This window comes from Pedobacter sp. JCM 36344 (assembly GCF_046546555.1).
GTDB lineage: Bacteria > Bacteroidota > Bacteroidia > Sphingobacteriales > Sphingobacteriaceae > Pedobacter.
On the sequence record NZ_JBKHKK010000001.1, the window covers coordinates 287,856 to 300,863 of the forward strand.

At 40.9% G+C, this 13,008-nt stretch carries 11 protein-coding genes; 2 read left to right on the top strand and 9 right to left on the bottom strand.

Annotated features, from left to right (window positions below; translation table 11 throughout):
- Positions 1-3 precede the first annotated feature (3 nt).
- From odhB to ACHFIZ_RS01330, 5 genes are all read right to left on the bottom strand, one after another.
- On the bottom strand, positions 4-1,260 hold the full coding sequence (gene odhB / locus ACHFIZ_RS01310; protein WP_410882069.1) for a 2-oxoglutarate dehydrogenase complex dihydrolipoyllysine-residue succinyltransferase: 1,257 nt from the start codon (positions 1,258-1,260) through the stop codon (positions 4-6).
- A gap of 23 nt (positions 1,261-1,283) precedes the next feature.
- A complete protein-coding gene (locus tag ACHFIZ_RS01315; protein ID WP_410882071.1) occupies positions 1,284-4,073 on the bottom strand; it encodes a 2-oxoglutarate dehydrogenase E1 component in 2,790 nt (929 codons plus the stop codon).
- A gap of 66 nt (positions 4,074-4,139) precedes the next feature.
- A complete protein-coding gene (locus tag ACHFIZ_RS01320) occupies positions 4,140-4,268 on the bottom strand; it encodes a hypothetical protein (protein WP_410882073.1) in 129 nt (42 codons plus the stop codon).
- A gap of 233 nt (positions 4,269-4,501) precedes the next feature.
- Positions 4,502-4,630 (bottom strand): hypothetical protein, encoded by a 129-nt coding sequence (locus ACHFIZ_RS01325; RefSeq protein ID WP_410882074.1) that lies wholly within the window; start codon positions 4,628-4,630, stop codon positions 4,502-4,504.
- A gap of 188 nt (positions 4,631-4,818) precedes the next feature.
- The gene (locus ACHFIZ_RS01330; RefSeq protein WP_410882076.1) at positions 4,819-6,096 is read right to left on the bottom strand and encodes a DASH family cryptochrome; all 1,278 of its coding nucleotides are present in this window, start codon (positions 6,094-6,096) and stop codon (positions 4,819-4,821) included.
- A gap of 155 nt (positions 6,097-6,251) precedes the next feature.
- Between ACHFIZ_RS01330 and ACHFIZ_RS01335 the strand changes: the two genes are divergently transcribed.
- Together ACHFIZ_RS01335 and ACHFIZ_RS01340 are read left to right on the top strand one after the other, a co-directional pair.
- A complete protein-coding gene (locus tag ACHFIZ_RS01335; protein ID WP_410882078.1) occupies positions 6,252-7,157 on the top strand; it encodes a TIGR01777 family oxidoreductase in 906 nt (301 codons plus the stop codon).
- On the top strand, positions 7,157-8,461 hold the full coding sequence (locus tag ACHFIZ_RS01340; RefSeq protein WP_410882080.1) for a cryptochrome/photolyase family protein: 1,305 nt from the start codon (positions 7,157-7,159) through the stop codon (positions 8,459-8,461). Before ACHFIZ_RS01335 ends, ACHFIZ_RS01340 begins: the two co-directional genes overlap by 1 nt.
- 1 nt (position 8,462) lies before the next feature.
- Here the strand turns inward: ACHFIZ_RS01340 and ACHFIZ_RS01345 are convergent, their stop codons facing one another.
- The 4 genes from ACHFIZ_RS01345 to ACHFIZ_RS01360 form a co-directional block, all read right to left on the bottom strand.
- Positions 8,463-9,392, bottom strand: a complete 930-nt coding sequence (locus tag ACHFIZ_RS01345; protein WP_410882082.1) for an FKBP-type peptidyl-prolyl cis-trans isomerase — start codon at positions 9,390-9,392, stop codon at positions 8,463-8,465.
- Positions 9,393-9,396: 4 nt separating this feature from the next.
- Positions 9,397-9,912 carry an FKBP-type peptidyl-prolyl cis-trans isomerase gene (locus ACHFIZ_RS01350; protein WP_410882084.1) on the bottom strand — a complete coding sequence of 172 codons (516 nt, stop codon included), beginning with the start codon at positions 9,910-9,912 and terminating at the stop codon, positions 9,397-9,399.
- Positions 9,913-10,018: 106 nt separating this feature from the next.
- Positions 10,019-11,809, bottom strand: a complete 1,791-nt coding sequence (locus ACHFIZ_RS01355) for an acyl-CoA dehydrogenase family protein (protein WP_410882086.1) — start codon at positions 11,807-11,809, stop codon at positions 10,019-10,021.
- Positions 11,810-11,828: 19 nt separating this feature from the next.
- Positions 11,829-13,007, bottom strand: coding sequence for an acetyl-CoA C-acyltransferase (locus ACHFIZ_RS01360; RefSeq protein WP_410882088.1), 1,179 nt, complete (start codon positions 13,005-13,007; stop codon positions 11,829-11,831).
- Between the last annotated feature and the right edge of the window lies 1 nt (position 13,008).

Below are 13,008 nucleotides of genomic sequence, written 5' to 3' on the forward strand. Positions count from 1 at the left end.
ATACTAGATTCCTAAAAGCATTCGAGCTGGATCTTCTAACAGTTGCTTAACTCTAACAAGGAAGCCAACAGATTCTCTACCATCGATGATCCTGTGGTCGTAAGATAAAGCAACATACATCATCGGACGAATTACCACTTCACCCTTCTCGGCAATTGGACGTTCAATGATGTTGTGCATGCCAAGAATTGCAGATTGTGGAGCGTTGATTATTGGAGTTGACATCATTGATCCGAAAACACCTCCATTTGTTATCGTAAACGTACCGCCTGTCATTTCTTCGATCGTTAATTTACTATCTCGGGCTTTCGTTGCCAATTCGATCACTGCTTTTTCGATTTGCGCAAGACTCATGCTCTCTGCATTTCTAATGACTGGAACAACCAATCCTTTAGGAGCAGAAACTGCGATAGATATATCGGCAAAGTCATTGTAAACGAATTCTTCACCATCAATACGTGCGTTCACAGCGGGAAACTCCTTTAATGCCTCGCAAACAGCTTTCGTAAAAAAACTCATGAAACCTAAGCCCACACCATGTTTTTCTTTAAATTGTTCTTTATACTTAGAACGAAGATCCATGATCGGCTTCATGTTCACCTCATTAAATGTGGTTAACATGGCAGTTTCATTTTTAACGGTTACCAAACGTTTAGCAACTGTCTTTCTTAAAGGAGACATTCTTTGTCTACGCTCATTTCTTGAGCCCGCAACAGCTCCAATTGGGGCAACCAGAGGGGAAGAAGCAGATTTAGCAGAGGCGGAAGCTGGTTTAGCTTCAGATTTCTCTGCCTTTAAAGCATCTTCTTTAGTGATTCTACCGTCAACGCCTGAACCTTGAACGGCAGCCGCGTCTACGCCTTTTTCCGCAAGGATCTTACCTGCGGATGGCGAAGGAGTTCCCGTAGCATAAGTATCTCCAGATTTTTCTGCAACGGGTGAAACTAGTTGATCTCCGTTTACCACAGGCTTTTCTTCCGCAGATGAGGGTGCAGCATCTTGTTTTGTTTTCGCGGGATTGGCGCCACCGTCTTCTATACTGCAAACTACTGCACCTATCGCTAAAGTATCGCCTTCAGCAGCTACCACTTTTAAAGTTCCAGCCTGTTCTGCAGTTAACTCAAAAGTTGCTTTGTCAGACTCCAACTCCGCAATAATTTCGTCCATTTCTACTGCATCACCATCGTTTTTCACCCACCGTGATAAAACAACTTCAGTTATCGATTCACCTACTGGTGGAACTTTTATTTCTATACTCATAACAGATGTATTTTTTTCTTAATCTACATTATAACTTTACTCACAGATTTCTTCGCGATCTTTTGCTCGCTATCTGTTACCGGCATCTCAAAAGCAGTCGCCAGAATGAAAGCTTGCTGATTTGCATGTTGCTTCGCAAAACCTGTAGCTGTACTGCTGCTCTCTTTTCTGGAGATCACCTCAATATCTTTAAAGAATGTTCTTCTAACTTTGCGCAAAAGATATGGCCAGGCACCCATATTTTCGGGCTCTTCTTGAACCCATAAGACCTCTGTTGCCTTTTTATATTTTTTATAAACGCGCTCCATTTGTGCTAGTGGAGTTGGATAAAGCTGCTCCAGACGAACAACTGCAACATTCTTAATTTGATCTTTCTGTTGTTTTTCCAACAACTCATAATAGATCTTACCACTGCAGAATAACACGCGTGTAACAGCATCAGCTTTTACATTTGCATCATCAATCACTTCCTGGAATTTTCCATTGGTAAATTCTTTTAATGGAGAAACACACTGAGGGTGGCGTAATAAACTTTTTGGCGCAAATACCACCAATGGCTTTCTAAAATCCCGTTTGAACTGTCTTCTAATCGCATGGAAGAAATTTGCAGGAGTGGTACAGTTTACCACCTGCATATTGTAATCTGCACAAAGCTCCATGAAACGCTCAATCCTCGCTGAGGAATGTTCCGGTCCTTGCCCCTCATAACCATGAGGCAATAGCATCACCAAGCCGTTTTCACGTTGCCATTTTGTTTCCGCACTGGCAATATATTGGTCAACTACGATCTGTGCACCATTGAAGAAATCTCCAAACTGTGCTTCCCAAATTGTAAGTGCATTCGGATTTGCCATTGCATAACCGTACTCAAAACCAAGTACACCATACTCAGAAAGATGTGAATTGTAAATATCAAATGATGCTTGCTGATCAGAGATGTTTGTAAGTGGAATATACTCTTCTTCAGAGTCTTCCAGAGTCAACACGGCATGACGATGAGAGAATGTTCCACGCTCAACATCTTGTCCGCTCAAACGAACTCTTTTACCTTCGGCTAATAATGTTCCATAAGCAAGCTGCTCTCCCATTGCCCAGTCAAACACATGGGTTGAGTTAGCCATTTTGCTCCGTTCATCGAACAATTTTTCTATTTTCTTAAAGAACTTCTTGTCCGATGGAAGGGTACTAATTCTTTTTGCGATCTCCAAAAGAGTAGATTCCTTAACTGAAGTATTTGGTGAACTCTCAAAATCTTGAGGAGTAGCAATACGCATATCAGACCAAGCACCACCAAACTTAACATCCTGATAGGTAGATTCAATATCCTTTGACTCATTCAAACGTTCCTGAAGGAGACTACGGAACTCCTTTTCCATTTCCTTCGCTAAACTTGCCTCCAGCTTGCCTTCTCCAATTAATTGTTGAATATAGATGTCGCGTGGGTTTGCGTGCTTTTCAATGCTCTTATACAATAAAGGCTGTGTAAACTTCGGCTCATCTGCCTCATTATGACCAAACCTCCTGTAACAAAGGATGTCTATAAAAACATCGTTTTTATATTTCTGGCGGTATTCCATAGCTAGACTGATTGCATAAACTAAAGCTTCAACATCATCACCATTAACGTGGAATACAGGAGACAAAGTTACTTTGGCAATGTCAGTACAGTAGGTACTGGTACGACCGTCTTTGTAGTTGGTAGTAAAACCGATCTGATTGTTGATGATCAGGTGGATCGTTCCACCAGTTTTATACCCTTCAAGACCAGCCATTTGGATGACCTCGTAGACGATGCCCTGACCAGCTACCGACGCATCACCGTGAATTAGAATTGGTGCAATTCGTGCATTGTCACCGCCGTATTTGAAATCTATCTTAGACCTGGTCATTCCCTCCACCACACCATTTACGGTTTCCAGGTGCGATGGATTTGGGCAAAGACTTAAGTGTACATTGTTGCCGTTGTTAGTAGTTACATCTGTCGAATAGCCAAGGTGATACTTTACATCGCCACCAAAAGGTGATTCAGCGCTGTAACCCTTTCCTTCAAACTCCGCAAAAATATCTTTGTAAGTTTTTTGCATGATGTTCGCCAAGACATTCAAACGTCCGCGATGCGCCATACCAATTACGAATTCTTCGATTCCTAGCTCAGAACCTCTTTCAATCACTGAATCTAAAGCAGGGATTAGCGCTTCAGCACCCTCTAATGAAAACCTTTTCTGTCCTAAAAATTTCGTCCCTAAAAAGTTCTCAAAGCTTACCGCTTCATTTAACTTTTTCAGGATTCTTCTTTTTTCATCGATGGAAAAATTAGGTGTGTTTCTTACACTTTCCATCTTTCCTTCAATCCAATGAAGGACCTCCGGAGTCCGCACATACTTATATTCCGCACCAATGGATCTGCAATAGGTTTGCTTTAGAAAAGCAACGATGTCGCTTAATTTCGAAGCACCAATTCCGATTTCTACACCCGAATTGAAGACTGTTTCTAAATCTGACGTCGCCAGACCAAAGTTCTCGATATCAAGCGTAGGTAGGTGAATCCTTCTTTCTCTAACCGGGTTGGTTTGCGTGAAAAGGTGACCCCGTTGGCGAAAGCCATTGATCAGGTTAAGAACATTAATTTCTTTTAAAAAGTGTTCTGGGGTTTCCTCAGTTAAAGATGTACCTGAAGACCCTCTACCAAAATCGAAGCCTTCAAAGAACTTTTGCCATCCAAACTCAACTGAATTTGGGTCGCCTTTATAAGATTGGTATAGTGATTCTATGTATTCGGCGTTCTCGCCACTGAGATAAGATAAATTATCCATTATTTTTGAATTGCTGTAAGTGTTGCAAAATTAGGATTTTTTACCTTAATAAACAGGTAAACCTCTCTATAAATCTTCAAGAAAATGCACCATGTCACAAACAGTTTTAAGGGAAGTTAACTGGTCTTTCACAAGAATATCAAATTCAGAGATCAAACTTCCTGCCACTAACAAGGGCACATTCAGATTATCCATGACCTTATCAATTATTTTATTGATATCCTTACCTAAGTTAAGTGAGGTAAGCGTTACAAAAGCGCATCAGGGTTGTAAGATGCTGCCACATTTTTTTAGTAGGTATTTCGTGAACAGCAGTCCAGTTTCATGCATTTCCGCCTAAGGCAAGAATAAAATAAATCTTTTAGCATACTTTTCACTGGTATAGCAGACTTGTCGATTTCATCTATCATCCGCTCACTGATATCTGGTTACGACTCACCCTTCGCAATCTTGGTCATCTTATAGCCGTTTTCATTCAGCACGATAAGGTTAAGCAGCATTTTCAGCTCTTCTTCTCCATAGAATCTAATATTTGTAGCTGCGCGTTTCGAAGGCACTAAATTTTATCTGGTCTCCCAAGCACGAATCGTATGTGCTTTTATCTCTATTAAGGCTTCTATATCGCTCATTGAAAAGTTGTTCACCTCAGTGGTGAGAACAAATGTTTAACAAGTTTGTTTAAAAACATGTTTTGCTTAATTAATATTCCTAAAAGTAATATTGCAAAAAGATTAACATCTGAAGGTTAGGCCGAAACCACCGGCAAATCAAGTTCGAGAGCTTTGATTTGCTTATCAATGTCAAACATCTTTGACTTTAAATCTAGACCCGCTCCGGCAAGGTTCGCCCAATTGCCCCAGTTGCTAGCAGCAGAATAATCGATGAGCTTTTCCTCAAAATAAGCAGCGCCGTTTGTCCAATGTATCTTTAACACATGAACAAGATACGTTGCCACTAAGAGTCTTCCTGCATGATTGATGAATCCAGTTGCTACCAACTCCGTCATGTAATGATCAACCAATTTGTGTCCTGTTTCTCCCTTTTTCCAACTTTCCATCAGATGATCGTGAGTCTTTTCCGGAGATTCGATCCGCATTTCTAATTCTGATTCCTGAAAGAACTTGATGCCATGCTTTTTAAACATGAATCGGTAATAATCACGAAATAAAAGTCCAAGGAGGATTCGACTAAAGTTATGGTTGCCGCCAAACTGATGTTCAGCGTCTTTTATCATCCAATACACACGCCTTGGAGATAAACACCCGATTGCTAGCCATGCAGAAAGTTTAGCGCTGAACTTATCTATAGCGGCCTTACCATTGCTCTTCATGTAGATTTCAGAATTGGCCGTTAAAAGATTGGTCATGTGCAGGAACCCTGCTTCCTCACCACCGTGAAAGTCTTCCCCAATTGAAATCTCCTCACTAGCGTCAAACCCCAGCTCCGCAAGTTCCGGTAATACTCCCCAATCTTCATTTTCAATAAACGTTATTTCTGTTGGAGACTCAAAGCATTCTTTTACAATTGCATCTCGCTCAGTCTTCTTTTTGAACTGGGCAAACAAATCAGGAATATCTTTGATAGGAAAAGGAAGATCCTCCTTATTGTATAAAGTATGTCCTATAAAATGTTTAAGGTTTATTCTTTGTTTCCACAAAACGTCTTCAACCAGTGTAGAAATATTTGTCTCTTCAGGCCCAACCTCTCTATGGTGGTAAACTTCAGAAATATCAAATTTCGTGACGATATCTGTAATCTGCTCTTCTGGTTTTCCAACTACTAGCAGTAAGTCACCCCCAAGCTTCTGAAACTGAGCACGAAGAGCCAAAATACTTTCTAATAAAAATCTGGCTCTGTTAAAGCCTGTTTTGACAGTATCAAAAGATGTTTGTGTAAAATAACGTGGATCAAAAAAGTACACAGGAAGGATAGCGTCCGATTTGGCAATTGCTTCCACCAGAATTTCATTGTCATGCAAGCGCAAATCATTCCTGAACCAAACCAAAATCTTCTTTAACTTCATTATCTTACCTGCCGTTAATTATATATGGAACACAAAAATATACGATTTTTTAGGTTAAAAAGTAAACCTAAAGCAATATTTATATAACAAAATAACTTAAATCTGTTGTAAGGCATTTTTTCTAAACTAAAAACCTCCAAACCCGTTATTTAATTATGAAACAGCACATTCTTATTACAGGAGCCACCGGAATGATTGGCAAAAAGCTTATCGCAGGCCTTTTGAGTAGAGGCCACGATCTCTCTATCCTAACTAGAAAACCTATCAAGATAAAAGATGTAAAGGTGTTTCTTTGGAATGTAGAAAAAGGCGAGATCGACAAATCCTGTCTCGAGGGGGTTCAAACAATCGTTCATCTCGCAGGCGCAGGTATTGCTGAACAGAAATGGACAAAAGAAAGGAAGAAGCAAATAATAGATAGCCGTGTTGCAAGCACCGAACTGTTATATAAAACGATTAGCGAAACAGCTTCGACAGTAAAGAATTTTATTTCATCATCCGCATCAGGATACTATGGCGATAGAGATGACGAAATATTGTTGGAAAGCAACACCCCGGGCGAAGGCTTTCTTGCAGAATGTTGCACACTTTGGGAGGATGCAGTTGATGCAGGAAAGGACCTTAATTTAAGAATCGTTAAATTCCGAACCGGATTTGTGCTTGATAAAAGCGGAGGTGGCTTACCCTCTTTAGCGAGACCGATTCGACTGTTTGCCGGGGCAGCTTTAGGAACTGGCAAGCAATGGGTTCCATGGATTCATTTAGACGATATTGCCGCTATGTATATGAGCGCAATTGATGATGATTCGTACGAAGGAGCCTACAATGGTTGTGCGCCACACCCGGTCACTAATGAAATGTTGACAAAGGCTGTAGCTAAAAAGCTTAAGCGCCCTGTTTGGCCCATCAACGTTCCTGAAAAAGTATTAGAGATGATTCTTGGGAAAATGAGTATCATCGTTACCAGTAGCACGAACCTGTCGGCACAGAAAATACTTGATAAAGGATTCAAATTTAAATTTGTTTATTTGGCTGATGCGTTAGACGAAATTTACAATTGATGAAGAAAGAAATAAGTATCTGTTGGTTGAGAAGAGACCTGCGACTGGCTGACAATGCAGCATTGTATCATGCCTTAAAAGGTTCAAATCCGGTTCTTCTGTTGTTTATTTTCGACAAAACAATTCTGGAAAAACTCAGTACGAAAAACGATGCCAGGGTCACATTTATCTATCAAACTATTGAAGCACTAAGAAAAGAAGCTGCAAAATACGGCTCGTCAGTCCTTGTTCTCAATGATACTCCTGAAAGAGCATGGCAAAAAGTACTGAAAACGTACAACGTTAAAAATGTGTTCGCAAATCATGACTATGAGCCCTATGCCAGAGAAAGAGATGATGCACTCGCGGAGTTTCTAGCGTCAGAAAGTATCCCATTTAAAACCTTCAAGGATCAGGTTATTTTCGAGAAAGATGAGATTTTTAAAGCTGATGGAAAGCCATATACGGTTTTCACTCCATATTTCAGACAATGGGAAAAAAAACTGACTAGCTTTTATAAAAAATCGTACCCGGTCAGCAGTTATTTAAAGAATTTATTTCAAACGAAACCTTTTCCTAGCTTATCGTTAAACGAGCTGGGGTTTGAAAAATCTGATCAGGATTTTCCGTCCATTCATTTTGCAAAAAAGCTTGACGAATATGAGAAAAGAAGAGACTACCCTGGCGACGAAGCTACGAGTAGAATTGGTCTTCACCTGCGGTTTGGAACAGTAAGTATCCGGGAGGCTGTTAGAGAAGCAATTGAGCAAAAAGCCGACAAATGGCTTTCGGAATTGGTCTGGAGAGACTTTTATATGATGATACTATGGCATTTCCCTTATGTCAGCAAATCTTGCTTTAAACCTGCTTATGATAAGATCGAATGGAGAAATGACGAGCAGGAATTCAAAGCCTGGTGTGAAGGAAAAACTGGTTATCCACTGGTAGATGCGGGAATGCGACAACTAAATGAAATTGGCTTTATGCACAATCGGGTTAGAATGGTCGTAGCGAGCTTTCTGACAAAACACCTGCTAATTGACTGGCGATGGGGAGAAACCTATTTTGCAGAGAAACTTCTTGACTACGAAATGGCTAGCAATGTTGGTGGATGGCAATGGGCTTGTGGCTGTGGCAACGATGCGGCACCTTACTTTAGAGTATTCAATCCCGAATTACAGGCTAAAAGGTTTGATCCGAAGCATACATATATCGACAAGTGGCTACCGGAGTTTAAACAACAAAAGCATGTCGAACCTATAGTTGAACATGCTTTTGCAAGAGAACGCGTTCTCAAAGTATTTAAGGATGCCTTGAACCAGTAGTCTAGTTTGCGACTTCTAAAATTTCAATATCAAAGTCAAGCGGGGTATTTTCCCAGATCACATTTGATCGGACTTCATTGCCGTATGCCCTGGTTGAAGGTATAATAAGCCTTATTTTAGTGCCTTTTCTAAACTTACTCAAGACATTCCAACCTGTGATAAAAGTTGACAGGGTTTGAACAACAGTTCCCGAAGTATTGGTTTCGAATACTGTTCCGTTAAGCAATCTGCCAGTGTAGTTAATTGTAATGGCACTGGATAAGTCAATCGGTTCTGTTCCTGTTCCAGCCTGTGTAACTACATAATAGACACCAGTTACGTCTCTGACAGCATTGTTAATCCCTTTGCTTAAAAGGAACGCTTGAAGTCTTTGCTCATCCAATGCAGCCTGACTTTTCTGAGTAAACGTATTAATCGTTATTTCAATAATATCGTTTGATGGTACCCCAATCGCGGCTTCTCCATTATTACCAAAAGCAAGGTAAGAAGGTAAAAACACTTTAGCAGATCCACCTGGTTTTAAAGCTCGAATTGCAGTTGAAATCGGCGTCAGGCTCGCATATACCGCCACCTTCCCAGTTGCCACATCCACTGCTCCCACTTGTAATTGACTGGTATAGCCAACTTTGTTTCCAAGATTTCCAGATGGAGGAGTAGAATAATAGGTTGTCCCGTTAGATAGCGACTTCAGCGTTACATTATACAATACCGAATCTGTATTTAAGAACAAATCGCCGGTTCCGGGATTGGTAATTTGATAATAGAACCCAGTTCCTTTCGGATCCTTAATGGCTGTTATGTTATTCTTAGCAAAATAATCTTCAAGCTTACGGTCATCTATACTCTGTATGGATTCATACTCTTTTTTGCAAGAATTGAAGAGAACCAATCCTATTAAAACAAAGGCATATGATGATATTTTTTTTAACATATTATTAATTTTTAACTATTATTTTTTGTAAAAAAATTTCGAAGTTTAGGACAGCATTCTTGGGCACTCCAGCAACAACGTCATAATTTCTATAGGCCATCTTCGAAGGGATCAACAACCTAATTGTTCCACCCTCCTTGATTAGAGGTAAACCTTTTTTCCAGCCTTCTATACTGCTGCCTAATAAAAACTTATAGGTTACGGTATCGGTAGTTCTGCTAATTACTGAATCAGTCAGTAGTTTTCCAGTATACAGCACTTGAATGTTATCGGTCAAATCCGGAGATTTCAGTCCCGTCCCCTGGTTAATAACTTTGTAATACAGTCCGCTCGGATCTTTTATTAGGTCGGTTTTAGAGGTATTAGCCCAATTTTTTATTAGTACTTCATCTTTCAAATACTGGGCATCTTCATTATAAGGCTCAGCTTTTTTACAGGAGGCTATAACCCCCATAAGTAAAATTAACGTCCACAGAAGCCCACTTTTTGACATATTCCACAAAAATAGTCTTTTATTCATGATGGCACAATATTTAACCATTTTTAACATACAACCAAAGTTATTCTAAATAAAAAAACGCCCTCAATAAATCAAGGGCGCCTCAGTTTAATTATGAATAGTATTTTTAATAGCAATACTTATTTGCTGCAATTACTTGCTTTGCAACTTCTTGCCTGGTATTTTTGATGTTAAATGGTTCCATTTTAGTGAATCTTCTCAGTCCCACCATCATCATCCGTTGCTCGTCTCCCTCTGCGAATGACCATAAAGCTTCTTTACCTGCCTTATTCACGCCGTCGACCGCCTCCACAAAATATATCCTCATCATGTTAAGCTGCCCTTCACAAGCATCTTCACCTCTCAAACTCACTAACTTCTCTGTTCTTAACATCGCGGATTCTGCAACGTAAACGTAACTGGCCATATCAGCAATATTCATCAATATTTCCTGCTCTTTCGAAAGGCTGATCATTAGCTTTTGTACCGCAGCACCCGCCACCATGAGCGTGGCTTTTTTCAAGTTCGCAATAATCTTTTTCTCCGCAGCAAACAAAGTATCATCTTCTTCGCCGAAATCTGGAATAGACATCAATTCCGCAGCAACAGCTGTCGCCGGAGTCATCAGATCTAGCTCCCCTTTCATTGCTCTTTTAAGCATCATGTCAACGGTAAGCAGCCTGTTGATTTCATTAGTTCCTTCAAAAATTCTGTTGATCCTCGCATCACGATAAGCACGATCCATTGGTGCCTCCGCAGAGAAACCCATACCACCATAGATCTGAACGCCCTCATCAACTACATAATCCAGCACCTCAGAACCCCAAACCTTTAATATAGCGCACTCCACCGCAAACTGCTCTGTTGACTTCAACTTAGCCTTCCCTTCATCCATTCCTCCTGCAACTAGTGCATCGAAAGCGTCATCTATATTTTGACCGGCACGATAGTTTGCAGATTCAACTGCATATACTTTGGCCGCCATCTCTGCAATCTTGTACCGTATGGCTCCATATTTAGAAATTTGCCTATCAAACTGAATTCTTTCATTTGAATAGTTTACAGCCGTGTTAATCACAGATTTTGAAGCTCCAATAGCCGCCGCCGCAAGTTTAATCCTTCCGATATTCAAAATATTTACGGCGATCTTAAATCCATTCTGTCGGTCCGATAGCATATTTTCCACTGGCACAGGGCAATCATTAAAGAAGACTTGTCGTGTGGATGAACCTTTGATTCCCATTTTATGTTCTTCAGGGTTCATGGTGATGCCACCAAAATCACGTTCCACAATAAAAGCAGTCAGGTTCACATCATCGTCGATCTTCGCAAATACAATAAATACATCTGCAAAGCCACCGTTCGTAATCCACATCTTCTGACCGTTAATCACATAATGTTTTCCATTTTCCGTGAGTTTAGCTTTCGTTTTACCGGAATTGGCATCAGAACCTGAATTTGGCTCTGTCAAACAATATGCAGCCTTCCATTCGCCAGTAGCTAGTTTTGGAATGTATTTATCTTTTTGCTCCTGATTTCCATAATAAAGAATTGGCAAAGTTCCGATACCCGTATGAGCCGACAGCGCAACCGCAAACGAGTGCCCGGCACCAACAACATCTGCAACCAACATGGATGTATTAAAGTTCTTTCCGAAACCACCATATTGCTCCGGTATCGAAACTCCTAGGATACCGAGTTCGCCAGCCTTATCCATCAAAGATGGCATCAAACCTTCCTCCTGGGTATCAATCCTATCCAATTGAGGAAACACCTCTGCGGCAAGGAAATCACGACAAGTTTGCGCGATCATCTGTTGTTCTTCATCAAATTCTTCAGGAATAAATACATCCTGGTAACTGGTTTCAGTAATTAAAAACTCTCCACCTTTTATTGTTTTTTTGTCTGTAGTTTCCATATTTATATTCTAAAAAACCTTAAAACATTTCAAAAATACCTGCTGCGCCTTGCCCGCTTCCCACGCACATAGTCACCATACCATATTTTTGGTTTCTTCTTCTCAGTTCATTAAACAACTGCACCGACAGCTTTGCCCCGGTACATCCTAGCGGATGACCTAATGCAATTGCACCGCCATTTACATTAAGCTTTTCTGTGTTCAGTCCGAGCTCACGTATTACCGCTAAAGACTGTGATGAAAAGGCTTCATTTAGCTCAATCAGGTCGATCTGTTCCAATGTCATACTTGCCTGTGCTAAGGCCTTGGGTATAGCGTAGATCGGGCCAATACCCATAATGCGTGGCGGTACGCCAGCGACACCATAACTTACCAGTCTCGCAATTGGATCGACACCCAATTCTTTCATTTTCCTTTCTGATACAACCAGCACGAAAGCAGCACCATCGGATGTTTGTGAAGAGTTGCCCGCAGTAACGCAGCCATCAGCAGCAAACACAGGTTTCAATTTCGCAAGCTTCTCTACCGAGGTATCGGCACGTGGTCCCTCATCGGTATCCACAACATAGCTTCTGGTTTTCTTTTTAAGATTTTCATCCAAATAGGTCTCATTCACCGTGATTGGCAACACTCCTGCCTTAAGGCGGCCGTTCTGGATGGCCGCTATTGCTTTTTGATGAGATTGATAGGCGAACTCATCCTGGTCTTCCCTACTCACATTATATTCTTTTGCTACCGCCTCTGCCGTTAATCCCATTCCCCAGTACCAGTCTGGATTGTTGTGAGCCACATCGGGATTAGGCACTACTTTCCAACCGCCAAAAGGCATACCTGACATTACTTCAACTCCACCGGCAATAATACAGTCTGCCATACCGCTTTTTATCTTTGCAACAGCAGTTGCAATTGTCTCCAATCCTGATGCACAATATCTATTCACAGTTACACCTGGAACTTTATCGGTATCTAAGCCCATCAGCGAGATCATTCTACCCACGTTCAATCCTTGTTCTGCCTCAGGAGTCGCATTTCCAACGATCACATCATCGATCTCTTCGTTATTTAAATTAGGAACAGAAGCGACCAGTTGCCTGATTACTTCGGCGGCCAGATCATCTGCCCTCGTGAAACGAAAAACACCACGTGGAGCCTTGCCCACCGCTGTTCTATATCCTGCTATTATATATGCTTCCTGCATC